Below are 24209 nucleotides of genomic sequence, written 5' to 3' on the forward strand. Positions count from 1 at the left end.
CGCTAGGTCCTTGTAGTCGCGTTGCGTCGCCAACCAAAGAACGCGCACGACCCGAACCACACAGCCAGTAGTGCCAGTGTCACCGGTACCCCCCACAGCAAGACGGCCGACGCGGTAGAGCGCGCCGCCCAGTTCTGGCTTTGTTTCTTGCAGCCGTTGGCGCCGTCCGGGTCGAATGTCCAGCACTTGTCTGGGTCTCGACTTTCGAGGTGTTCTTCGGACACGGACTCAATGATTTTGCGGGCCGGGAAGACGCGTTGCCTGGCCGGCTCGAGTTCCTCGACGCCGCCACGCGCTTCGAGCCAGCGTAGGAAGGCTGCCTGCAAGGCCGCGTGGCCGCGCTCGTTGGGATGCAGGCTGTTGTGATGCCACTGGCCGGGGTTGAACCTTTGTCCGGCGAGCCCGCCGACGGAGCGCAGGCCGATGAAGTTCAGCCCCGGGTAGCCGTTGTTGTCCGGGTCGCACAGTCGCAAGTCCCCGTCGGTCAGCGCGTTGACCATGTCTTCGGTGACGTAGAAGCCGTACTCGGGTGCGATGTTGCGGATGCGGTTGTTCAGCTTGCTGAGGAACCCGTTGACGAACGTGACGTCGCCTGGTGACAGGTCGGCTTCAGGGCAGGGAGCGTTAGCCGCGTCGATGGGGGAGGGGTAAAGAATGACGGCGACAGGCACATCCTTGAACTCTCGGTACAGCTCTTCGTACGCCTGACGCAGACGGTTCTCAAGCCGGTCCAGGTTCCCGGTGCTCCACAACTTTTTCGGGGTGGGGTCGTTGCAGTCACCTGGGGCTAGGCAGGTGAGGCCGATGGAGGCGAAGCCTGCGTCGTTGCCGCCGATGGACACGACAACGAGCGCAGGTTCTGGGAACGTGCTTGCGACGTCGTCGTATGCGTCGAGCTGCGTGAGCTCCTCACCGCTGGACGGTTCCGGAACGGGTTGTGCGTCGCTGCCCTCGTGTCGCAGGTTGTAGGTGTCCGCTCCCGAGCACGCCAAGAACACGACTGAGTCGAACGGCGGTTGGGAGCCGACCATGGCTGCCCATGCCGTTCTGGCGCGTCGGCACTCATTCTCGTCGCCTTCGTCGGTGCCAGCGATGAACGTGCTGGCCCCTTCCCCCGACATGTAGGAGTCACCTAACGCGACCAGCACACTCGGGTCGTTCTGGGTGGGCGCAGGCAGGTCTTTGTCCTGGCGAGGCGTGACTCCCATGAGTGCGACGAGAGCAAGGACGACGGCGATATCGGCGAGCGTGAACGACGTCAGCGCGACGACGAGGAGCATCAGGGCAGCAATACCAAGAACCGCGATGAAGTTGCCTGCGACCGCGTACACGCCCACCAGGCTCGCGATAGCCACCACAACCCCGACGAGTATGGCGATGATGCGCAGATGGCTCCGGTCACGACGAAGGCGAGCCCAAGAGCGCTTCCAGCGGTCCGGCTTGTCGGCCTCTGTGTCAGCCTTTTCGGGTTCAGGGTCCACGACGGTTCGGGGGTTGGCGGAGAAGAACTGGATGACGTGTTCGGACATCAGGCTCGCGACCCACGGGAATCCGAACACGGCGGCGAGGAGTGGCACCAGCGGCCACCACCCAAAATCATGCCCGAGCAGGAGCAGACCTCCGGCGAACGCCGCACCAAGAAGCAGCAAGCACACGCTCAGCAAAGCGAACGACGACCTGACCATGCGCAGGACACGCACAACGCGAGACCCTGATGCTCGCTGCGTGCCCACGAGCGTGCGATTGCGAGCAATGGCGTAGCCAAGGACGAAGTACAAGATGAGGACAGCGACGAGGTAGAAGCTGCTCGGCCGCAACGGCCACGTTTCAGGTACGCGATCGTCGATCTTGCTGTAGCCGAAGCCGCCGACGGCGAACCCGGCCGCCACAAGTAGCGACACTTTGAGGAATTGAAGCGTCGGTGCGGTGAATCGCCCAGCTAAGGACTCGGCGTACTGCCCGCGTATCCACAAAGTGGCGACCGCGACGTAGACGACGAACATCGCCAGCACCACGACGCGCGGGGATTCGGCTTGCGCCACGACGAACAGAACAGTAAGCGCGATGACGAAGGCGATGGTCTGGCCGGCGCTACCCCCAGTTGTCACACGCGCCGGGTCGTCCCGCCGAGCGCGAGCAGGCTCGACGGGGGCAGGTGCGGGGGTGGTGGTCGGTGGCTGGCCTGGCGGCGGTTCATCCGAGCGACCGGCCCGCTCGGACGCCTCCGCCGCCTCCGCCTCTGGGGAATGTTCGTCACCCGCGGCAGATGCCTCAACCGTCGGCGTCGCGACGGGTGGAGCGCCAAATTCCCGGTCGTCCGCACCAACGTCCGAAACGCTCGCCTGAAATGGCTCAGGTTGCTTCTGCGTAGCCGGAACGGGGATTGACTCGAACATGCACCCCCCCGCCCCGTGACCGGCCTCGACGAAGGCCGGGCTGTGGCGTGAGGCTAACGCCAATGACGCGCCGCCAGCATGATCAGTTCTGGGGTTCTTCGCGCGTTCACAAGCCTTGTCCAAGCCGAACACTCAGGCCGGCAGAACAGCTCGCGAAGCCGACTTCACGTCGACGCGTTGGCGTGCGGATCTAAGTTGCACCGCGCTTGCGCTCAGCACATCGATACTTCCCCAGTTGGTAGCTGGCCCTGGTTGCCGAAAGCGCCAATCTAGACGACCGCACTGGCTCGCCGACCCGGCGCCGCCTGCTACGGAGGTTGGAGCGTACGCCGGTCCCTCGCTTGTCGCGATTCGCGCACTGACCGGACGGCATGGCTCGCTCGAGCTGACGGCTGGTACCTGCACGCGGCGGAAGGACGCACCTTCGCTCGCGGCGGTTTGACGCGCTTTGAAGGGACCCAAGGGTCGGGCGTTGCCGACATCCTCTACGACCACTCAGTGTCAATTGAGTGAGTAGACCTCAGTGACCACCGCGGTGATGGGCGAGCTGCTGGAAGTCGTGCTCACATCCTGCTCCTCAGGGAACGAGAACGTGCCGTCCTCCAGCGTCATGATTTCGATGACAGGGCCATCCTCGACGCCTCGCAGTTCGTACGTCATTTCCCAGGAGCCCGTGGTGACGTCCTGGTTGCCTACGTAGGAGGGATCGATCTGCACTGTTACGAGGCACCCAGCCGACCCGAAGCACTCCTTGCTTCGCACTCGCACGCCGAGCTTGATGTTGCGGGGCGCGAGTGCTGCACCCCCGCTCAGAGCGGGCTCGTTGGCCCCAGCGCCTTGGGATGGAATCTCTGACATCAGTGCGTCGACCTGCGCCTCGGCGTCCGAGAGATTGGAAGTGGTGTCTGCCAGGTCGCTCGCGGTCGTCGATAGCTCATCCTCGGTCTGAGCGAGATCGGTCTTGGTGTCCTTCAATTCTTTGGTCAAGGACTTGTACTCGGTCGAGGCAGTGGGGTCGGAGGACGCCTTACCTCCGAAAAACGTGCCTACAAGCACTGCTAGCGCGGCGACCGCGGCCACGACGATCTTCTTGTTCATGCTTCCCCACTGTTGCGTAACTAATGTGCCGCCTAATCCTCGCAACATTTGGACGCCTGCGCTGGCGATTGCTCTCCTTGGCGTTTGGCCGCGCCTGCGCGCGATCGAGCGCGCTTTTTGCGCCGCGCGCCACGACGTGGCCAGTCGGCGCCGGAGGACGGCGTCTGAATTCGTCTCCGCATTCTTGGCTCCGGCCTCGCGGTAGCCGATCGCCTCGATCTCGTCGAGGACGCCGCTCATGATGTCGCTCAGCGGCGCGTAGTCGACGGCCGCCCGTCGGTCGGTGACCTTGTAGACCTCGGCCTGCGCGTGGTCGACGACGTTGTCGATCTCGCCCTCGCCCGCGTAGCCGAGGGCGGCGATGCGGGTGCCGGCCTCGACCAGGCGGCGCAGGATCGCCTTGTCGCGCACGATCTCGGCGTAGTAGCCGGCGTTGGCCGCGATCGGCACGTTGGCCGACAGGGTGTGGAGGTAGGGGGCGCCACCGATGCGCACCAGCTCGCCGCGCTTGACTAGCTCGGCGGCCACCGTGATCGGGTCGGCCGGCTCGCCGCGGCCGTAGAGGTCGATGATCGCGTCGTGGTTCACCTCGTGGGCCGGGCGGTAGTAGTCGACGCCCTTGATCACGTCGACGACCTTGGCTGAACTGGTTCCTCAACCGCCTGGCGGTGGCGGTGGTCGAGACGACAGAGACTCCCGCGGTAAGGGTTCACGCCTCCGCTTGTCGCGGAATGTCACGAAGTCGACGTACGCCTTGACGCCTGACGGAGCACCCAGCAGGACGGCGCTGACGAGCGCCGCGACTCCTGCGAGTACAGCTCCGGTCCCGTCCAGCAACTCGACCACCCCCTTTTGCTCCTGTCATGGGACAACCCTCGGTAAACGCTAGTCACGACCTTCGACATCACTGCCGTCTGAGCATGACCCACGTTGCCGACAGGACACTCGGCGTCTGGTGCTGTCAGTGAATGAGGGCAGCGGGCATGCAGCCCGTGCAGCCCGCGATGTGCGCCTCCCTTGGCCGGGTCGTTGGGCGCGACCCCAGGTCGCGCGCTTCGACCGCAAAAGATGCACCTACTCCCTGTTGAACCAGCATCCTCGACTTAGGCGAGTCGCCGGCGGAGGGAAGGACTACCTCAAGCGTCCTCCCCGACGCGCGCCTCGACTCGATGTGGAAAGGCGGCGAAGTTGAATCACTGCTCTACGCGTCGCGTTCCACGCGGTTGTCCGCAAGCCCGGGAGTCCGCTCATGTGAAGGGAAGTGAAGACCTCTTCCTGTCGATATCAACAAGCGTGCCGAGAATCGAGCCATGTCAGACATTTGGATTGGCGCGGGGGCTGGCCTCGTCGGGGTGGTACTCGGCGGCGCGATCGGCTTGGGTGGCAATATCCTGCAGCATCACTGGCACTTGAAGGACCGCGACGAAGAGGCGCAACAGACCCGACGGGACGAGGTAGGTGCGCGGATGGACCAAAAGGCGCAGGCCATCCTCGAACTGTTAGCTCAGCTCAATTCGCATCTGTCGCGACACATAGTGATTAGCCACACCACGTTGTGGGCAGACGAGGAATCGCGACATGCGGCGCGCTCGGTCTTGAACAGCATCAGCGTCGAGAGTGGTTACCTAACGCAACCACTCCGTGGACACGTGCGCGTAGTGATAAACCTCTTGCCTGACGTCGAACGCCTCGCTGGCGAGCGCTAGGTAGCGGTCTCAGCTCGGAGCGTGGCGTATTCGGCCATCAGGTGGGGTCGTAGGAACCTCGACCGCTACATCCGTGGAGAGCCAGTCCACCCGGAACGCGGCGAGCCAATCGACGGGTACGTTGCCGCATGGGAGGACCTCCAAGAAATGACTATGCACCAGATCGAAGAGGCCGACGCCAGCGCGGCAGCGAGGAGCTTGAGGTCCAAATACTCCTGACCTCGACCTGCAGCCTGGGCAGTCGCTGCGGAGCCGCGGCGGATTGACGCACTCATCGCGGCGGAGGCGGAAGGCAGTCGCCGGAGCGCCTCGCCGTGCTCGATCAACGGGCTATTGGCTTGGAGCCGTGTGGCTAATAGTGTCGCGTGCCGGGCAGGACATACTGGGCTGGACGTCGCTTTGAGTCAAGACTCGCAGAAGCCAGGCCGACATTTATCGAATGGCAGGAGCATCGATGTCCGACACTGAGAAAGAGGCTCTCAGGGAACTCGCTCTCAGCATCGTGCGCGTTCAAAGCAACACTTTCATCAAGGAACTGCTGCGCGAGCACAAAGTCCGCATCGGCGCGACGAAGGCGGACTTCGATGCCAACCTGACCAAGGCGATCGAGGACGGCGTCATCACCCGAGAACACATCGAATCGTGGCTCAACGCCGTCGAGGGCTGGGGTCAACAGCACGTTTACGTGTACAGGCTTGGCCAGGACGTAAAGGCACAGTTTGCGACCCGGACTGCGGCCCGGCAGGCGGTCGAGGACGCCGAACTCGGCGAGTATTGGGACCGATCGACCACCGGCGTTGTCGACTGGCCGGAGGACGAATCGTTCCATTTGGTTGCCATCACCTACGACGACTCCTTGCGCTTCCACTGGCACACCGGCGCGCAGTATTGGATCCGAGGCAGGGACGAGGCGCAACACGACAAACCCAACGAGTGGATCGATGGCTTCGAGTACCAGTTCCGTGCCTACCGGGGCCGCGCCGTGCGCGAAGTCATGCGGTTCGAGATCCGACCCCAGGACGCCATGGCGGCCTTGTTCGTAGCGAGCCCCATCAAGACCGCGGAACACGAAGCCGCGCTGGCAACCGCGATGGAGACAGTCCAGTCCGTGTTCGACTTCGAACTGCTTCGCTCCAAGCCGTTGCTCGTGTCGAAAGTTATCCGCAACTTCGACCAGGCGCTCACCTTCGGCACAGCAGGGGTCGCGGCCACCCCGTCGACCACCCGACTCAAGAGCGGCGCCGCGTACGTCGAGTTCGGCGCCACCGTAACCGACGGAAGCTACTTCGACTCGCCGGACGTCAAGGTCGTTCGCGAGGTGATCCGCAGCGAACAGACCGTTGGCGCGTTCGACGGCACTTCAGCGGCGTTCCGGTTCGGGGACTTTGGTCGCGTCGAACTGTCCGCAGGTGACTTCCGCATCCGCCTCTGGTCGAGCCTGACCGCCGACAGCGTGTGGCACATTCTCCGCACGCTCTACAGATTCCAAACGAACCCGAGGAAGACCCCGAAGGCGGCCAACGATGGCGGATCCTGACTGGGCTGACCTCCGCAGCCGCCATCCGCGACTCCTGGTCGACGAACTCGAATCGGCCTACCAGCGCGGCAGCATCTCGTTCACAACGACGGAGCTCGCCGCGGCCGCCTCCACCGTCGACGTCACCTTCCAGCCAGGGCAGGCACTTGCGCTCCTCGCTGACGCCACCTGGCTATTCGAACACTGGCGCGACGGTGAACGAGATCCGGACTTTCCCGACGAGGAGCCGGAACGGATCCCTGTCTTCGTGTGGAACGCCGGCCCCAGGCGAACTCCTGGCTGGTTGCTCCTCGTGCACGGCATGAACACCAAGGGGCTCTGGCAGGAGCACCTGACCTTCGACATCGGTCTCTGGCAGGGCCAAGCGATCCCGACCTTCGTCTTCAAGTACGGACGTATCGTCCCAGGTGTCATCCTCCCTTGGCGTCGCCGCACCCTCAAACGTCGGCTGCGCGAGAAGATCCTCGAGCTCAGTGAACAGGCGCCCAAGCATTCCGTCCGCAGCGAACCGGACGTCGTTGCTCACAGCTTCGGCACATGGCTCCTCGGGCACGTACTGCTCGACGAAGAAGCCGACCCCAAGGGTTTGAGGATCGGACGTGTCATCCTGACCGGATGCATTCTTCGCCCCGACTTCCCGTGGAAGCGACTGCAGACCAAGGGTCTGGTGGGGGAAGTGCTCAACCACTACGGCACCGCAGACTCCGTGGTCCCGTGGGCTCAGTGGACGATCACGGACTCGGGACCGTCGGGGCGTAGCGGCTTCAACGCCGCCCCAGATGCGGTTGCTGATCTGATCAATGTGATCGCCCCCGAGTTCACGCACTCGGAAGCGCTGTCCGACCGACAGCGATTCACCAGCTATTCGAAGACTTGGCGACCGTTCATGACGAGCCCGGTAGACCAACCCTTCCGTGGCCTCGTGGACACGCGTAGAAAGTCGGCATGGCGTCCGGTTCATTGGCCACTACACAACGGAGTGTTCCCCGTCGTCGGTGCCTTGGCGGTGGTGGCCATGGTCTGGCTGGTGTGGCGCTAGCGCCCTGAGCGTGGGGGCCGTCGCTGGTCTCCGCCGTGCGACCCCCAAAGTCGGTGGTGCCCACAAAACCTTCGCTCATGACGGGGGCACGGCCACTCTGTTACTGAGTCATTCCGAACTGTGGTCGCATTATCCGGCTTGCTCTGGGCAGTCACGGCACGGCGCGTGTCCTGACCCTCCTTCGAGTTCATTGCCTGGCATACGGCGACATCATCGTCATCCGCGTCCTAACGCCGGACGTGTAGCCGACCGCATCGAATGGGTGATAGTCGGTGGGCTGCGTTGCCGCAAGGCAAGCTCGACGGGCCGAGCGGGAACTCGTGATCGTGCGGAGCGGCGTCGCTGGCCGCCTAATGTGAGGTCCGTTGCTCCTACTACCCGAAGTGAGATCACTCGAGATGCCCATCGAGAGCGGGCTAAGGCCGCTGCTTGCGCAGATGGCTGCAACGGCCTCGGTCGATGAGGTGGCAGCCGCCGCGCTGTCCTACGGCCAGACGAGGTACCAAGCCAATACGCCCGCGTCCCAACTCGTCGAGTTCGAGCATGGCCCCGCGACGTACCTGTTCGACCTAGGCTCCCAGACACGCGCGGAGAGGACGGCAGCCGTGGTGGCTCGCCCGACGACCCCGGATGGACCGCGCGACGCGGATTACCAGCGAGGTTTCCCGACTCGCACCGAATGGCACGGGCGGGCGCTGGACCGTGGCCACTTCGTGGCTTTCAGCGGCGGAGGCCTGTTCGGCCCCAACTTGTTCGACCAGGACCGTGCGCTGAACCGGGGGTGGTCAGCCGCCGGCAAGCGTTACCGCGCCTTGGAGAACCGGGCAGTCCGAGCAACTGCCGCAGTGTTAGTAGTCCTCCCGCAGTACACCGACGACAGCGACTTTCCGGCGTTCCTGGACATGGCCGTCATCGACGGCCCGGACGTTGAGGCGGCTCGATTTCGCAATCGCTACGATCTTGCCCCGGATCGGCATGAACTGGTCCTCGACGTGCATCTTGACGGCGCTACCAATGCTCAGATCGGCGGGCTCGGCGAGGAGACAGCAGCGATCTGGATCGAGTCCGAGCTCTGCGGCACGATTGTGGCGCTCGGGGACGCGGAGATGCCGCGCGCGATGGGTAGGCAGGATCTCGACGTCCTCGCGATTGTCGACGATACGCTGGTCGCATTCGAGGTCAAGACCCGCTTCCATTCTCGCTACGCCGGGCGAACCACCCGCACCGGAGACCTGTACCGGCCTCGGTTGCGGCGGGCCAGCGGCCTCGTCGGGCACCGCCAGGGCAGCCAGTCATACGTCGCGAGGCGGCTCAGTGATTACGTAGACACCGATGACGAGGACTATTTGGGTGTTGAGGTCCGCGTCATCGGGGTCGATCTCGTTTGCTTCCTCATTCAGCAGTTCCGCGTCGATGACGGGGGCCGACGAATGACGCCGGTGGCTCCGCCAGCCTCCTGCCGAAAACGAAGCCGAAGCGGCCGTTGACCGAATCCATAAGCACCGTGGTCGTCTCTGAGTACCCGGAGGCCCCGATTAAGGGGGCATGCAACACGGTGCGAGAACGTGTACAAGCCCCTCATCGCTCGGCACGCGGCGATAAGACGCGGGCCGTGATCGTCGATTCACCGTCGACGGGCGTGCTCGCCGCGCTCGCACCCTAGGGCGTGAGCGTGTCTCGCCCGAAGGAAAAGACGCCGACGAGCACGCGCTCTGCAGTACCCCACGGACCACCGATGCACGCACTCATCGCACATGTCAGTGCGTATTGCCCCGATCGCTGCTCGACTGGCGTCGCCCGTTGCTGTCAACAGTCGAGTCGTTCGGCCAAGTCCGTCTGATCCGGGTTGGGCTCGGGACTGGCGGCAAAGGTGCAGTAGAACGCCTTGGTGTTGACGCGGTCTTGATAGGTCTCCCATGCAGTGATGCCAGTGAATGCGGCGGTCGCCACGGCGGCCACAGTGACAGCTTGAAGGAGGAAACTCGGCCTACGCCTGGTGTCCTCCGACCTGGGTGACTTGGGCGGCTTGGCAGATTCGATGACGTCGTCAAAGGCATCCATGACCGCACCATAGGGGCCTGCTCAACGTGCATTCTGGGGACGCGCTGTCGTCGGCATGTGCAGGTCCAGCAGCTGGCGCCGTCAGGCGGCGAAGTGACGCGGGTCCAGCGATGCGCAGATCTGGACCAGGCCCGGACACCGGGGTAGACCTGAACGGGTCCGTGCCTGTCCGTCATCGCTCGGCAGGCTCCATGGTCGAGGGCGGGAGCGGCATCGTGAGACTGGAGCAGCTGTACCGGATTCGCTTCACCTACCCCGAGAGTTGGGCTGTCTCGTTGGAAGGCGGATGGGAGCAACACCTGTTCCTCGCCGAGGGCCGTTGTGAGGGGTCGGTCGTCGGCAGTTTCCGAGGTGCCAACTTTCCGTATCGTCGGACGTCAGCTGGGCCGTTCTGTCCGGATTTCCGTGCCGCCATCGCGACCGATGACGGCGCGGTCATCATGGTTGATCTCCAAGGATACGGCCGCGCCTATCCGGCGGGCCGCCGGCAGATCGTCGGTTCGGTGCGCCACACCAGCGATCGCGATCCTTACCGGCGCCTCAATGACGTCCAGTGCGTCTGCGTGGGCGAGGTCCGCGCACCGGACAACCCGAAGAACAGATCCAATCTCGTGATCGACGTTGCTGAACTCGTTTGGGAACCGATCGCCGAGTGAGCACTCGACACCAACGCGTGCGGACCGGCGATCGCGGCGGTAGGACGCGGGTGAGTGGTCGGTCAGTCGACTGCGCAGTCGCTCAGGTCGGGGCCGCCGCCGTGGGCGTCGAATAGATCGCCGAGGGTGCCGACGTCCGGCACCGCGCCCCCGCTGCCAGGTCCGACAACGTCCGTCTTGCCTGCAGGCAGAGGTCTCCGTCGAGCTCGTCCCTACTCGTCTGATGGAGGGACCCACCCGAGTGGGGCTCCGATGGACGGCTGCTCTGGCTGGTTCACGACGAACGTGCGGCAGCGGCAGCCGATCGGCCACAGCGCCACAATGGGTGCGCAGTCTGCACCGGGGCACCACTTCGTGCGGACCAGGCGGTCGTTCGTTGCGAGACAGTTGCGCCACGGTGGGCCGCGTCGGTCGGAACAGGTACCCCCACGGTGGGATCAGTGGCTCGGGGATGGTCACGAACCACCACGGCGTACGCGAGCCACGATCGAGGTCATTGACCGGCACGAGCAGTTGCCCGGTTCGGTTCGGTTCACCACAGACCGTGCCGGCTACACCGCGGTGCGGGGCTAGGCCCAAGACCTGGCCGGACCGGGACCGGGCCGTCGAAGGGCCAACGGCGCTGGACGCCGGCCGGGCTGTCGCACTCAGGCGATCGGGACCTTGGCGACCGCGCTCGTTCTTCCCTGGAACGCAACCTTGACCTCAGTTTCACCTTTCACGAGGCCATCGGGCACGTCGAAGGTCACCTCGTTGTCGTCGGTGAGCTCGCCTGGCGAGTCCATGCCGCCGATGATCACCCGAACTGTCTTCCAGTCGGCTTCGTCGAGCTCGAGCTTCTTCGGCAGACCCGTCACGGTCAGCTTGGCGTTGTCCGCTCCTGCCGCCGGCGCACGTGTCTGCGTCGCGGTTTGCGACCACCCAAGCACCGTGATCGGCACCAAGCTGATCGGGTACCCGTCCGTCTCGATGTTCGCGGTTGTCACCACGGTCACGGTCGGTGTGGTCTGGGTGGATGTCGCGATTCCCTCAGGTACCTGGATCGTCAGATGGCCGCTGCCGGACGGCTCCTCGAACACCTTGGCGGTCGCGGCGATCCCGGCGACCTTCGCGGACAGGGTCTGCGGCGTCTTCCCATCGGAGTCCTTGACCAGCAGGTTCTCTCCCTTCACGGTCAGGACGTCTCCAGGCTTGATCGCTGATGGGGTGACCGAGGTGATCGTCGGCTTGTTATTGAGTAACGACTTGTTCAGCACGTAGGTGGCGGCGGCTGCGCTGGTCAGGCCGAGCAGGAGGTCAGGAACACGCGGAAGCGTCTGGTTGGTGGCGAAGTAGGCGCCTACGTAGACGAACGCAATCAGGTTGAACACCAGGTACTGGATGTCGACGAGATCGGCGTTCCCGGCGTCGTTAGTGGCAACATCGGCAAGGCTCGGCTGCTGTGCCTCTGTCTTCTGCAGCACGCCGTTGGAAACCTTCGTGGACACGATCCCCTTGGCCACCGCAGCAGTGGCCGCGGGAACGCCGAGAAGGATGAGATACGGGGTCCAGGTGGCTTCCTCGCCCGGGATGCAGAAGTTGGTGGTGCTTTCGCCGCACTGGAAGGTGCTGCCGTCGGTGAGCCCGGCGTAAGCAGCTACCAGGGCGAGGACGAAGCCGAGGAGAAGTGTCCACAGCAGGTACTGGATCTTGGAGGTGGAAGCTCGCTGGTCCGCTCCCTTAACCAGAGCCGGCAGTCCGCTCTTGCCGGCAGTCACGCGCCCAGCAACGTCTGCGAGGACGAGCATGGCGGCGATCGTCAAGATGCCGACCACGATGCTGCGCGCTACGTGAAACCTGTCCGGTGGCACGAACAGCGTGACGCCGACCAGCACGGTGAACATGCCCAGCACACCGAAAACGGCTCCTGTGCCCTTCCAGAAGGAGGACCGTCCTTCGTCGTCCGGTTCGCCGACGAGCTCGAGGGTGGCTTCTGCCTTGTCGGCGGTGTTGGCCTTAGAGGTGAAAATGTGCTTGCCGGCGGTGTTCCTGCCGATAGTGATCTCAACTTTGCCCGCCTGCTCCTCGCCCGCCTCATCCTTGGCGGGCTTGAGCGCTTCCTTCTCGTGTTTCCAGGTGCCATCGATCGCAGCCGCGCCGGCAGCCGCGGTGACGGCGGACAGGGTGACCTTGTCGCCTGCCCGGACGTTGACCTTGTCGCCCGAGTAGCGATTCCCGTTCACGTCGATCTTGACGTTCACTGCCATGCCCGCTCCTCCCCGAGGCGGCCCCTGAGAGTGGGACCGCCGATTACGCGGTCAAATGCAGGTTTACAGCACAATGACGCTCGCGGTCTACGCGCCTTTACGTACTACCGCAGTCACGGGTAGGCCATTGCACTCGCCCTTTGCATGCGCGGGTGATTCGCACCCCGAACGGTGTAAGCGTGAATCTGCAGGTTGCCTCTACTGGCGGCAGAGAGGTCCTGACGCAGGCATGTCTTACTTCGCGCCGAACTCGGCTCAGTGATTGACAAGTCATACGCGGCGGCTCGACGCGGGGCGTCGGCGGCCCTGCCGATGCTTGGCGGACGTCCTAGTGCCGGTGGCGAAGATTCAGGAGGCGGGCGACGGAAGTATGCAAACTAAAGGCCGGAGCACCCGGCGACTGGCTCGCGGCGCGTCCGGGCCAGACGGGACAAGCTCCGCGCGCACTAGAGGTCGGCGGCGGGGTGTCCCTCCTCCGGTGACCCGCAGCGCGGACAGTGATGCTCCCGGTGTTCAGGGGCGCCGAGGAACGAGGTGTGCCATGCGGACCTCGCACTCAGGACCACCACGCCAGCGGTGGCGACCGACGCCAACACGAACCAGAAGTACTCGCCGGCCTGAAGAGCCTCACGCAGGCTGAGTCCCCACCCGAGAAGTACGGCAGCCCACACCATCGCGGGGCCAACTACGTCCGCGACCTTTGGGAACCCGAGCGCCCGAGTCCGGTCGCGAAGGGCGTCCCAGTCCATCGGGTACGCCTCCCGTGGGACGTCCATTTGGTCCTCGTGCATGTGGATGCGAAGGCGCCGGGCGATGCACGTCGTCAGTTCCTGCGCCTTCACAAAACTCAGCGCGAGCAGGGCCGCGTACGGGAGGAGTCCGTAAAGGACGATGCTTGGATCGGAGACCACCACCCCGGCAACAGCAATTTGGTCGGTTGCCGAGAAACTGAGCACCAGGAACCCGGCAGTGACCAGCGCCAACCTGAGCGAATCCTTCTCCGCCCGGCGTTGCGCTTCCCTGATGTTGCCCATCAGCTCCGTTGTCACTTCCCACGGAGTCGGTGAGTCACTCGACATGGGCTGCCTCCTCGAGAGCAGAGTTCGGACCACCAGCATCCTCACCTCCCGACCAGTGAGCAACGCCTGGGCGTGAGACGCCAACGATCAGCTCCAGGGTCGCGAGCCTCGCCAAGGTCTGAGAGTGTCCGCCTGACACCCTCCTGCTCGCCGACCCGCGGGTGAGGGCCGCCCAGACGTTGCTGGGTTCTTTGCGTCTTCGACGACGACGAGTTCGCAATCATCTGCGAGGAAGTGCTCACCGCGCTGGAGCACAGCGAGCGACTGGTCGAGACTTTGAACTTCAACGTCGTCGATGTCGCCGTAAACCGACGCGACCACGAGATCATCTTTCAAGGCGTCCTGTCCGTCACCGACGAGACGATGCGGTTATCGGAGGACGGGTTCCGAGAGCTGGCTCGAACCCACGCCAACGCGATGTCCGGCAAGCGGTTGGACGATTGGCGCAAGCGCCGCGGACGTGGAGCCATGCCCATGCCTCCAGCCGCAGACTGAACGGTCCGCTCACCGTTACCTCACCCGCAATTCGGACGCACCCGACAGGCGGCGAAAAGACGCACGCGCTGCGGTGTCTCCGGACCTGGTGCTGTGGTCCGCAGCAGCCTCAAGTCACCGTGCTTGATCGTCCATGGCGAGCTCCATGGCGAAGTTCGGCAGAGTTGCTCCGCCGCAACTCGACCGACCAGTACCGTTGTTGCACAAACGAGACGGGTCAGTAGGTCGGGGGAACCAGTGGAGGCTCACGCGATTGCCGTAGCAAAGGACGACCTTATCTACGCAGCATTCCCGCAGTACGGAAAGCGCCCCCTGAGGCCTCCTAACGTGGGACTCCACAACGCGCTTGCCCATCCCTCCGGAGCGCAGTTGTGCGGAGCGCAAGTCACCGTAACGGCCGAGCCGGATCGTTCCGATCTGACACCGCACGACGAGTACTGCGTCCTGTGCGTATCGGTCGTACTGGCCTGGTGGCGCCAAGGTGGAGCTGACATCAGCGCGTACTCCGTGTCGTGGTTCGAGCTCAATGGTCGTCAGGTCGCTGCACCAGATGACGTGGCCAATGGGCCGAGTCGGCACTATGAGCAGGTTCGGGCGAAATCGTGGCGCGGTGGTCGGCTTGAGGACCCGAACAGTCCGGCTGCGCTTCGACGGCGGGAACTTGCGGCGGAGTTCGCTGAAGATCAACGGCGCCTGCAGTCCTGAGTCGCCCAGGCCGAGCCACCCGCGCCCGGGCGGGCAAGCGCTGCTTTCTCTGGCCAGCCAACGAATGCTCAAGTGCATCTGTGGACGCAACACCGGCATCAGCGAGTGCTGCCAAAACGCAGCGCTGTCATGCGGCGGAATGGGGCGCCTTCGCGACCGCGGCAAAGCGGCAGATCCGTGCGTAGTGGCCGCTCACGTTCCGCCACTCGAGCAGCAAAGCTGCCTGACGTTCGCATGGACCGACCTACCAGCAGTGACGGACGGGTGGCGCAGACGGCTCGGGCCCCTGTCGCGCAGGACGCCAGCCAGTCTGCGGGTCAGTCGCTTCCCGGTGTAGGTCCAAGGTGCTGCGGGGCCGCCCTGACAAGCGCGGGTGTTGGCGACACGCTCGGCAACCGTGTCCCGCCCGCCCGGTGTCTTGCCGCCCGCCATTGGTCCACAGTGCGGCTCGGCGCCGACATGTCTACTTATGTGAGTAGTGTGACCGAGCTCTTGTCAAGTAAACCTGTACATTTTTCCGACCGTTGTGACACACTATGAGGGCAGCGCCGGCCCAAACTCTCACAGTCGGCGCTGTAATCGACTGGAGGCAGAGACATGAGCACGATGGCTCACGATCGTCACGTCAGTGGCGTCATGAACGCAGTGTCGCGCGTCGCGTCGCGTGTGTCCGTGACCGTTCCTGCGTCGTCGAGCATGCGCGCCGCCGTCCTTGCTGACTTTCGGAGGGTCCACGGCCTCGACCTGTCAGACGACGATCGGGCTGCGAAGGTCCGCGCGAAGCTTTCTTGACAGAGACGCGCCTGGAGTGGACAGACGCTCACTACAGGCATCGTAAGGCCCTGCAACGATTCTGCTGCACTTCGGAGCCGTTGCGAATGGAACTCTCCCCAGTCGGGGCCACGCCAGTCCATCCCGCGATGTGGGAGTGGTCGGTGCAGGAGTCGATCCGTGACCTTCGTGTCCCGATGAAGCATCGCTGGATCACGCGCATTGGGCTCACGCCCGAGCGGAACGCAGGCGCGTTTCAGCTCTCGCAGGAGATTGACGCTGGGCAGCACTACGACCTCGTGTTCGGTGCTGTCGCCCTCGAGCTGCAAGGCCGGCGACTGTTCATCGGCGACGAAATGATTGAGGACACCGTCGAGGTCATCACGAGTCGTTGCATCGAGCTCGGGGCGACCGGCACGATTCGACTGACTACCAAGGTCCACCAGCGCAACGGCAACAGCCAGAAGATGGTGCACCGCAACAAGTTTCGGAACCTCGGGTCACTTGAGGACGATGACTATGACGACTGGGAGCGGGAGCTAGCCCTTCCGGAGCTAGAGCCCGACGACCAGTAGTCCTCACTGAAGGACACAACCACCCCTGGCGCAACCTTCGCCGGGGGTGGTTCCGCGTGGGTCGTCAACTGGCGTGGAGACGGTGCACGTTGCTTTCGGGAGTCTCTTCGCTCAACTGTGCAGCGAACTCTGCGACAGACCCAGGCTGCTGGCGCTCCAAAAACCGCACCACGCCGCATCTGCTCCCAGGCGTCGCGCCGCAACTGTTTGCGGGTAGTCACCGCGATGACCAGACCCCCCACGTCGAGCGGTCCTGATCGATAATGAGGTACCCCATCGGCCGCACGGTCGACTGTCGTCTTTTGGATAGTCCTGGTGCCACTCCGCCCACGCAAATAAGACGGTGGTGTGTACTTGTTTGTGCTGAGCAAAAGCACTTCCTCACCCCGGTCAGCACGGGTTCCGCGAACTAGGGACAGCAACCCGCGACGCACCTAGGCTGACCAGGAACGACACGCGTAGAAAGACGGAATCGAGCATGCGACTCAGCGTGGCCAGATCGCACCTCATAGCCCTAGTTGGGACTGTGATCCTCGGCGGCTGCTCCTCGTCCATCTCTTGGGACGAGGCCGCCGCGAAGGTCGGAGACGACGCCGAGGTGTGCGGCGCGCTGCGAAGTGTGTCCTTCGATTCCGACTCCGAGGCAACGTTCTTCAACCTTGGCAGGGACTACCCGGACCCCGACCGCTTCACAATCGTGGTCTGGTCTTCTGAGCCGGACTTGGCAGAGTCCTATCAGTGGGCTACCGAGGCGCCAGCGCCCACGATTTGCGCCGAAGGAACGGTTTCGTCATACAAGGGTGTTGCTCAGATCGAGCTGGATTCCGATGACAACATCGCGATCCAACCAAACCCCGAGGATGGACCGGACATCAGCGATGAGATTCCCGGCCCATACTGAGGTCGTGTGCGCGGCACAGCTGGGCGCAGGGCTTTAAACGCTTGGGCGGGCCTCAGCGGGTGCTCAGCGTGCGCGACGGCCGGCGCTGGCATCGGACTGGACCACGCCGAGCTCCCGAAGGAAAGCGAAGCGGCGCAGACCAACACACGCGGGCGCGCCCAGCGTTTCATGAGAGCCGAGCCACGCGTACTGGCCAAGTCGCTTCAGCGCATCAAGATGCGACCCGCGCGGGGGGTGCGTTACGCACCATAAGCGCGGCGGAGTGACGCGAGTTCAGCGATCAGTAGAAGTAGAGCGAACCCCGATCCATCCTGAGCGGTGACATCGATGAACTCACGGCCGACTGCCTGAGTCCAATGGGGAGACGATCGCGACTTAGGCGTCACTAGGCTGCGCGGGTGATCACGGAACACGTCCCCACCGATTGGCGAGACCTGCAGCGCGCAGTTGGGGACGTACTGGAGGAATGTGGCTTCCTGGTCAAGGTAGAGCACGTCCTGCAAACCGTACGTGGCGCTACTGAGGTCGATGTCTACGCGGAGGAGGTGATTCGTGGACGTAAGAGCATCGTTCTTTGCGAGTGCAAGCACTGGAAGGCTCGTGTTCCCCAGAACGTCGTTCACGGGTTTCGAACAACGATGGCTGATACCGGCGCAAACATCGGCTACATCGTCGGCTCCTCCGGTTTCCAAGCAGGTGCCTTCGCTGCGGTCGAATCAACCAACGTCAAACTTCTGACCTGGACGGAGTTTCAGGCGGAGTTTGAACACCAGTGGATCGATGCGCACTTCGTGCCCCAGGTTGGCAAGCGCTTCGACGAGTTTCTCCGTTGGACTGAACCGCTCCCACCGACCGCCGGACGCCCACTCACATCCAGCGAGGCACAGCAGTTCTGGGAGCTCTGGCGCAGTTTCCAGCCGCTCGTTGCGTTGCTTATGCCATTTGCTCCTTGGATGAGGCTGATGGGCCACGACCTCGAGTACCCAAGCCTGCCGCTCAGGGGCGACAAGTTCGCAGTCCTGCCCAAGGACGTGCTTCAGGCGCGGGGATATCGTGAATTGTTCGATCGTGTCGACGTGCATGCGAGGGCTGCGGTCGCTGCTCTGAAGGCGGCTGCCTACGCCGGATGACTGAGCGAGCGTGACTACGCGGCGGATTGACGCGCTACCCGCCCGCAGGCGCACTGGCATGGCCTAGTGCTTGCTGCGTGTGACGAGGGACGGACGACCCTTCAGGGCTGGATGATCTTGAGCTCAGCGGGCGGTGCGCAGCATCGCCGTGACAGCTGCCTGGCGCTTGTCCACGGGCAGGCTCCGCAAGCCGGTCATTCGTGTGCTCTCAGCCGAGCGGACCATGAGGCCCTTCTTGGGAGCGGACACAGTGGACCCCTTGCGAGTCACGCGCAGGTGCTTCTTCCTCGCCATGTGTGCTCCTCCAGCCGTGCACCCAGTGGTGCGAGATCGATTCTACCTGTGCAGTGAAGGTTAGGTGCGACCACCGACAGCGCGGATCCGAATGCCGATCGCGACGATGAGGAGCAACAGTTGGCCTGCTAGCAAGGCTCTCAGCGTCCACTCGAAGGCGTATTGGTCAAGTCCCAGGACGAGCGCTGCCGCTGTCGCAAGCAGGACGGTCGCGACCGCGAAGTTCACGAGCCGGGGAGCGAGCAAAAGGCGGGATACCAACGGATGCTCGGGACCTCTGGCCACGAGCGCGATCAGGACGGCTGGAACGGCGAGCATCACCGCTGCGACGGCGGCTGCTCGATCGGCTTCTTTCACCGCGTCGAAGAGCCGGTCGGTCCAGATACAACCTGCACCGAGGAGCAACGAAGCAGCGATCGCGCCTGCGACAGTTTGGTTGACAAGCCCCGCGGCGGCAGGGCGCAACTCCAGGTCGGCGAAGGACAAAGACCCAAGCGGCGTTTTCTCGCCGCTGATGTGCGCCGTCGGCCCCGTCGCCGGCGAGATAAGGACTTCCCGCGTGACCAACTCCCCCTTGTCATCTGTGTCGGAGACTCGGGCGGTGAGACCAGCGATTGCCAAACCCGGCGGGGCGTGGATCTCAACGTGCCAACTGGCAACACTGGACCACGCAGCCCCCTCGAACCGATAACCGTGAACTGTGGCTAGGGCATTGAACTGCTCGCCTTCACCGATGTCGCCCTCATGCTGCAGCTTCACCAGCGAGCGTGAGCCGACAGAGTCGGTGGGCACCTCAACGACCAATAGGAAGTTCGCCGCGAGATCGCTGGCGATAGCCATCAAGCTCGCACCGCCGTCGCCTGCTTTCGAAAGAGTTCGACTCAGGCGCTGCAGATCCGGGTAGGCGGCTTCGGCGTCCGTGGCGAACACGATTCTGTGCAGGGTCAACTCCTCGCGATCAGTTAGGTCGCGGCCGAGGAGCCCGGTCAGGTAGGAGGTCAGAGCGGCCTGCGCGAGGCGGCCGTTGTCGTCTCTTCCCCATACGGAAAGGGCCGTCCCGCTGGCATCGGTAACGTCGAGGCGTTTCAAGGACTGTTTTCGCATTGTGGCAAGAGGCACAGCTGTCCGGCCCCTGCTCGCAGGTATGGCGAGCGACCGGTCGATTGTGAAATCCCACGAAATTCTCTGACGCGTCTCGCCGTGCTCTTCAAGTGAGTAGGTCTCAACTCGTCGGTGAGTCCAGTCCTGCTGAGTGCTGATCAGTTCGAGTGCTTTGCGTCCGTCAGACCATCCGGACCGGACCCGCTCAAGATGGGTACTGCCATCGCTCGATGGCTCCGCTTGAAGCCAATCGCGTAAGGACGCTCGCAGTCGTTGACCTACCGCGTCCAGTGCAGACACAGACTCATCCTCCCGATTCACCATCTGGAACTGCCGCTCGCACCGTAATCGGTGAGAACCAACCAACCGAGGTCGACTCGCAGTGAGGTCTCCGAGGCGACAGCGGCTCATGACCGCGACAAGCGGGGGACAGACGCAGGGGACGGCCGCGCTCCCTAGTCAAACAGGAGCGCGGCCGCGCTGATATCAGCCCTTACCCAGGGTGCTACCGGCCTTCGACTTTGCGCCCTTGGATGATCCGTTGGACGCGAGAGTCTTGCCCGCCTTCGACAGCGCGGCCTTGCTCGGCTTTCCAGCCATGTCGTCACCTCCTCTCAGCGTCAGCGTGGGTGGAGCCACCGAAAGTCCGGTGTTCCGGGCCATGGGCTCACCCCTTTCGTCCTCGCGCGTTCGCCGCTCGTCAGGCGTACCGGTAGGTCATCGTGATCTTGGGGTCGGCCTGAAACGCCCAGCCGTAGGCCTGCTGGGCGCCGAGGGTCACGGGCTGGTCGCTTCCGGCGACCAGGTTCGGCTGCACCTGGTTGGGGAGCGCCTCGACGAGGGGCGGCTGGATGGCCGCGGCGAAGTCGAGCGGGAACACCACCGTCACACCCAGGCGGACGTTCGCTACGGGTGCGAGCGAGAGTTGCGGGGCGTACATGGTGAAGCGGTACTGACGGGGGTCACCATCGACCGGCGTGAGCTTTTCACTGGCGTGGATACGGAGAACGTGCTGACCAGCCGGGAGCCTGATGTCCGCGACCTTGTAGTTGGCGGCGTGCTCGATGAGCTGGTCCCGCTCGTCGAGTGCGGGGTCGAGCACGATGCCGGCCTTGTCCAGGACCGGCTTGATGATGCTGGCCTCCCCCTTGTTGATGCGCTTGAAGTTCTCCACGTTCTTGAAGTCCTGGTCAGTCGCGGATACGACACGGACGATCGCGGAGGTGCCGCTCTCCACCTGGCCGGCGAGCACCAAGCGGTACTCAGCCTCTAGTGGTACCTGCACTGTCGCCGTGATGGTGCTGTTGACGACGTCGTAGGCGTCGCCGTTGTAGCCGTAGCTCGGCGCCACGGACTCGACGTCGACATTCATGGCCTGACGCAGGACGGCAAGGTCGGTGGTGATGGGGGTGGTCATGGTGATCCTCGATTCGTTGTACCGGTTGACCGGCGGCATGAGCGCTGCGTGCTCATCCGTTTCATTGAGATCAATGAAACGGGATACCTGCACAGTTGTCAAGCGGCCCTTGCGCGTCGCACCTGCTACGGGGGGCTGCGGCGCTCACACTGTGCGGATGGAGCTGATGCTGGTGGGCGAGGCGCCCCTGGCGACCGCGGCTCACCTTGGCTTCCACACGGGGTCGACATCGCTAACCATCGATGCGACGCAACTCGCGTTTGCATGTCCGCTCGACCTTGCGGGCATGGTGGCCACCGCACACGCCGTCTCTGAAGCTTCCGTGCCCGTGACGCTGCGTCTGCCGCGTGACGCCGGGGTTGCTTCCTACCTCCAGAGGCTGGACGTGCTCCGCCACATGCCTTCGCGGACCAGGATCGTCGGCCGCGTGCCGCCCGAGGTCCGCACCAATCAAGGACATCGCCTCCTCGAAGTCACGCGCCTGACGCCGGACAACGAGGACGACGTTGCCGAGCGAGTCGGTCGCCTCGTGACGACCTACTTCCGAGGTGCCGACGCCGGCGCGGGGCGCCGTGCCTACGCCGCCTGCGGGGAACTCCTGGCCAATGCAACGGAACATGGGGCCAGTTCCTCAGGATCCTTTGTGGCCGTTCAGGCCTACTCCGGACAGTCAGGCGGCGGTGCGCGCTTGGAGATGGCCGTCTGCGACACCGGAGTTGGCGTCCTTGACCACCTGCGCCAGAACCCGCGATATGCGCACCTCACTAACGACGAGTCCGCGCTCGGGAAGGCCGTACGCAGAGGTGTCAGCGGCGTCAGCGATGACCGTGGAAACGGGCTTCACGACCTTGTCGAGTTCAGCCGGCGCCACGGGACCACGCGTCTTCAGATCCGCTCTGGAAGCGCAGAGATCTCGGTTCTCGGGACGCCACAGGGTGTGACGCACGAGGTCCGCCCACGCATCGACCGGACGCCTGGAACTTGGGCGTGGCTTACTCACCATCTAGGTGCGGACAGTGCCAGTATGGTTCAATCCGGACAATGAAACGGGAGAAGCGATGACTGAACAAGTGACGTTCAGTGTGAACCAACTCGCCGAGTTCCCCGCCTCGCGGGCTCAGGGACGAGAGGGCCGAGCAAGGCTGGACGACCTCCTTGCCGACAGTCGCGGTCTCGATCTGACGATCGACTTCGCCGGCGTGACAGCCATGACCATCAGCTTCGCCGACGAGTTTCTCGGCAAGTTCCTTGCCACGTTGGACGCCGCAAGCCACGACATGACGGTTTGCGTCTCTGGATTAAACGCGGAGAACGCCGAGACAGTAGAGGTCTGTTTGGAGCGTCGTGATCGACCCGTCGTGGTCGCTAATGATGCTGGTCATCTCGAGCTCGTGGGTGACGTGTTGCTCCAAGAGACGTACCGTGCGGCCGCGACGCGCGGGAGTGTCAGAGCTGCTGACCTTGCAGAAGCGCTGTCCATCTCTCCCCAAAACGTCAACAACCGACTCAAGCGCCTCGTCGCAGTCGGCGCTTTGCGCAAAATGCGTAACGTTGGCGCGGCGAGAGGCGGCAAGGAGTTCCTGTACTCCGCTGCGGCGCCTGGCAGGCGCAACTCATCCGTTGCCTGATCGTTGAGCCTGGACACACGCTCCGACGCTGGCCGCGCGACCCAACACCCGGGTGGCGGGGGATAGGCGACTCCACATCAATTCCCCGGCGGTGGCGGGCGCAACTCAGGTAGGCGTTCCCCGGCGGTGGTTGAGACTTGCCTTTCGAACGTAGCCCCGATCAATGAGAGGTGCCCCATTCTGGGCGAAATGCGCTGCTCGAGTCGGGGCGCCCTGAGTGTCAACCACAGGGCGCCCCTCGGTTGGTCCTCGACCTGCTCACCTTCGAGGTGTCGCACCGTTTCCACCGGATCTCGGCCTGCGTATCGCCGAGCCACGACAGTCACGTCCCCATGTCGTCCGAGTCGCGTTCAACAGGGTGCTGGTCTGAGGTGTAGTCGCTCGGTCCAGCCTCATGATCGGCGGGTGGAGCTTCGCCAGGTGACCCACCGGTGCCTGGAGTGGGCGAGGCGGCCGGCTCAGGTTCGGATTTGTCATCGACCGCTGCGCGGATGGCTTCCGGATCAGCTAGTCGTGCGCCTTCGTCCCCCTCCAACCTGATGGCCATCCGGTCCCAGAGGTCGCGAGTCATGCCCGGCTGCTTGGTCGCGATCGTCATCAAGGCGGCGACGGCGTTGATTGAGTAGGCGGCCTTATGGTGACCCTTGCCTCCCCAGAGGTCGGCCAGTGCCCGCAGAACCCCGTAGGGAAGCCCAGCCTTCTCCAGCAGTCGCCGGTCCTCGACCGAGGTGTCCTTCCAGCCGTAGTCAGCGGACGGCACCCATTCAGCCAAGACGACCTCGTCGTTGCGTGCCCACACCCATCCAGAATGTGCGTGCAACCCTCCGATGCTGTCGGAGCCCTGGCGGTCCTCGAGCTGCTTTCGCAGCGAGTGAGCCCCGCGCAGGGACGATGGCACGTCGGCGATGTGGCCGCTCCTGAAGTGGACCCGCACCTCACCGTGGATCCATCGCGTCAGAGCTACGGGCTCGTTCGGGTCTCTCGGCACAGCAGGCCTCCTCGCTGCTTGACGGCGCGTATGCAAAAGTCGGCAAATGACGAATGCCCCTCCGGCACGGAGGGGCATTGCCCGCAAACCGGGCTTGAACACACACTACGGCGAGCAGCGGGGCCAGGCCATACCCGTCTTCATCGATCTCGTGTCTCGGCTCAATCGGTAGGCACAGAATCAACGTCAACGATCTCCGCGATGATCGGCTGCAGCCGCTCCATCATTGCTTTCTGGCGCCACTCGACCAGTGGCCCGAAGGCGAACAGCCACACGATCACGAGGCCCGTCGACGCTGCGATGGACTTGCGCACGCCGCGACTCGCAGTGGCGCGCCAGACCCACAGCTCCCACTCCATGACGCCCCTCTTTCTGTCGGAGGCTGA

At 64.0% G+C, this 24209-nt stretch carries 19 protein-coding genes and 1 pseudogene; 11 read left to right on the forward strand and 9 right to left on the reverse strand.

Annotation, left to right across the window (positions count from 1 at the left end):
* Nucleotides 1–2 precede the first annotated feature (2 nt).
* Both JOD65_RS01535 and JOD65_RS01540 read right to left on the reverse strand, forming a co-directional pair.
* Entirely contained in the window at nucleotides 3–2396 is a 2394-nt protein-coding gene (locus JOD65_RS01535) for an SGNH/GDSL hydrolase family protein (protein WP_191194080.1), read from the reverse strand.
* Between the two features lie 501 nt (nucleotides 2397–2897).
* A pseudogene (locus JOD65_RS01540) lies at nucleotides 2898–4124 on the reverse strand (DnaB-like helicase N-terminal domain-containing protein); the annotation flags it as partial.
* A 680-nt stretch (nucleotides 4125–4804) separates the two neighbouring features.
* On the opposite strand from JOD65_RS01540, the gene JOD65_RS01545 reads away from it, so the two are divergent.
* The 4 genes from JOD65_RS01545 to JOD65_RS01560 all read left to right on the forward strand — a co-directional run bounded on the left by JOD65_RS01545 (nucleotide 4805) and on the right by JOD65_RS01560 (nucleotide 9263).
* The gene (locus JOD65_RS01545) at nucleotides 4805–5200 is read left to right on the forward strand and encodes a hypothetical protein (RefSeq protein WP_191194078.1); all 396 of its coding nucleotides are present in this window, start codon (nucleotides 4805–4807) and stop codon (nucleotides 5198–5200) included.
* Between the two features lie 454 nt (nucleotides 5201–5654).
* Nucleotides 5655–6737 (forward strand): hypothetical protein, encoded by a 1083-nt coding sequence (locus JOD65_RS01550; protein WP_191194077.1) that lies wholly within the window; start codon nucleotides 5655–5657, stop codon nucleotides 6735–6737.
* A complete protein-coding gene (locus tag JOD65_RS01555; protein ID WP_191194076.1) occupies nucleotides 6724–7776 on the forward strand; it encodes a hypothetical protein in 1053 nt (350 codons plus the stop codon). The genes JOD65_RS01550 and JOD65_RS01555 overlap by 14 nt, the downstream gene beginning before the upstream one ends.
* 398 nt (nucleotides 7777–8174) lie before the next feature.
* Complete coding sequence (locus tag JOD65_RS01560; protein ID WP_191194075.1) at nucleotides 8175–9263, forward strand: hypothetical protein; 1089 nt, start codon at nucleotides 8175–8177, stop codon at nucleotides 9261–9263.
* A 319-nt stretch (nucleotides 9264–9582) separates the two neighbouring features.
* Here JOD65_RS01560 and JOD65_RS01565 read toward each other — a convergent pair whose 3' ends face one another.
* Nucleotides 9583–9837, reverse strand: coding sequence for a hypothetical protein (locus JOD65_RS01565; RefSeq protein ID WP_191194074.1), 255 nt, complete (start codon nucleotides 9835–9837; stop codon nucleotides 9583–9585).
* A gap of 215 nt (nucleotides 9838–10052) precedes the next feature.
* On the opposite strand from JOD65_RS01565, the gene JOD65_RS01570 reads away from it, so the two are divergent.
* Nucleotides 10053–10493, forward strand: coding sequence for a hypothetical protein (locus JOD65_RS01570; protein ID WP_191194073.1), 441 nt, complete (start codon nucleotides 10053–10055; stop codon nucleotides 10491–10493).
* 647 nt (nucleotides 10494–11140) lie between these two features.
* Here the strand turns inward: JOD65_RS01570 and JOD65_RS01575 are convergent.
* Together JOD65_RS01575 and JOD65_RS01580 are read right to left on the reverse strand one after the other, a co-directional pair.
* Nucleotides 11141–12739 (reverse strand): IPT/TIG domain-containing protein, encoded by a 1599-nt coding sequence (locus JOD65_RS01575; RefSeq protein WP_191194072.1) that lies wholly within the window; start codon nucleotides 12737–12739, stop codon nucleotides 11141–11143.
* A gap of 446 nt (nucleotides 12740–13185) precedes the next feature.
* A complete protein-coding gene (locus JOD65_RS01580) occupies nucleotides 13186–13818 on the reverse strand; it encodes a hypothetical protein (protein ID WP_191194071.1) in 633 nt (210 codons plus the stop codon).
* Nucleotides 13819–14052: 234 nt separating this feature from the next.
* Between JOD65_RS01580 and JOD65_RS01585 the strand changes: the two genes are divergently transcribed.
* The 4 genes from JOD65_RS01585 (at nucleotide 14053) to JOD65_RS01600 (ending at nucleotide 18395) form a co-directional block, all read left to right on the forward strand.
* Nucleotides 14053–14313 (forward strand): hypothetical protein, encoded by a 261-nt coding sequence (locus JOD65_RS01585; RefSeq protein ID WP_191194070.1) that lies wholly within the window; start codon nucleotides 14053–14055, stop codon nucleotides 14311–14313.
* Nucleotides 14314–15953: 1640 nt separating this feature from the next.
* Nucleotides 15954–16364: a hypothetical protein gene (locus JOD65_RS01590; RefSeq protein WP_191194069.1), complete on the forward strand. Its 411-nt coding sequence runs from the start codon at nucleotides 15954–15956 to the stop codon at nucleotides 16362–16364.
* A gap of 478 nt (nucleotides 16365–16842) precedes the next feature.
* On the forward strand, nucleotides 16843–17265 hold the full coding sequence (locus JOD65_RS01595) for a hypothetical protein (RefSeq protein WP_191194068.1): 423 nt from the start codon (nucleotides 16843–16845) through the stop codon (nucleotides 17263–17265).
* Nucleotides 17266–17663: 398 nt separating this feature from the next.
* Nucleotides 17664–18395, forward strand: coding sequence for a restriction endonuclease (locus tag JOD65_RS01600; RefSeq protein ID WP_191194067.1), 732 nt, complete (start codon nucleotides 17664–17666; stop codon nucleotides 18393–18395).
* Between the two features lie 354 nt (nucleotides 18396–18749).
* Here JOD65_RS01600 and JOD65_RS01605 read toward each other — a convergent pair whose 3' ends face one another.
* Both JOD65_RS01605 and JOD65_RS01610 read right to left on the reverse strand, forming a co-directional pair.
* Entirely contained in the window at nucleotides 18750–19778 is a 1029-nt protein-coding gene (locus JOD65_RS01605) for a hypothetical protein (protein WP_191194066.1), read from the reverse strand.
* Nucleotides 19779–20490: 712 nt separating this feature from the next.
* The gene (locus JOD65_RS01610) at nucleotides 20491–21300 is read right to left on the reverse strand and encodes a hypothetical protein (RefSeq protein WP_307820878.1); all 810 of its coding nucleotides are present in this window, start codon (nucleotides 21298–21300) and stop codon (nucleotides 20491–20493) included.
* A 64-nt stretch (nucleotides 21301–21364) separates the two neighbouring features.
* On the opposite strand from JOD65_RS01610, the gene JOD65_RS01615 reads away from it, so the two are divergent.
* Together JOD65_RS01615 and JOD65_RS01620 are read left to right on the forward strand one after the other, a co-directional pair.
* Nucleotides 21365–22252, forward strand: a complete 888-nt coding sequence (locus JOD65_RS01615; RefSeq protein WP_191194065.1) for a hypothetical protein — start codon at nucleotides 21365–21367, stop codon at nucleotides 22250–22252.
* Nucleotides 22253–22265: 13 nt separating this feature from the next.
* Nucleotides 22266–22835 carry a DUF4325 domain-containing protein gene (locus tag JOD65_RS01620; protein WP_191194064.1) on the forward strand — a complete coding sequence of 190 codons (570 nt, stop codon included), beginning with the start codon at nucleotides 22266–22268 and terminating at the stop codon, nucleotides 22833–22835.
* A gap of 322 nt (nucleotides 22836–23157) precedes the next feature.
* Here the strand turns inward: JOD65_RS01620 and JOD65_RS01625 are convergent, their stop codons facing one another.
* Nucleotides 23158–23634 (reverse strand): hypothetical protein, encoded by a 477-nt coding sequence (locus tag JOD65_RS01625; protein ID WP_191194063.1) that lies wholly within the window; start codon nucleotides 23632–23634, stop codon nucleotides 23158–23160.
* 350 nt (nucleotides 23635–23984) lie between these two features.
* Nucleotides 23985–24182: a hypothetical protein gene (locus JOD65_RS01630; RefSeq protein WP_191194062.1), complete on the reverse strand. Its 198-nt coding sequence runs from the start codon at nucleotides 24180–24182 to the stop codon at nucleotides 23985–23987.
* Between the last annotated feature and the right edge of the window lie 27 nt (nucleotides 24183–24209).

The organism is Nocardioides cavernae, assembly GCF_016907475.1.
Taxonomy (GTDB): domain Bacteria; phylum Actinomycetota; class Actinomycetes; order Propionibacteriales; family Nocardioidaceae; genus Nocardioides; species Nocardioides cavernae.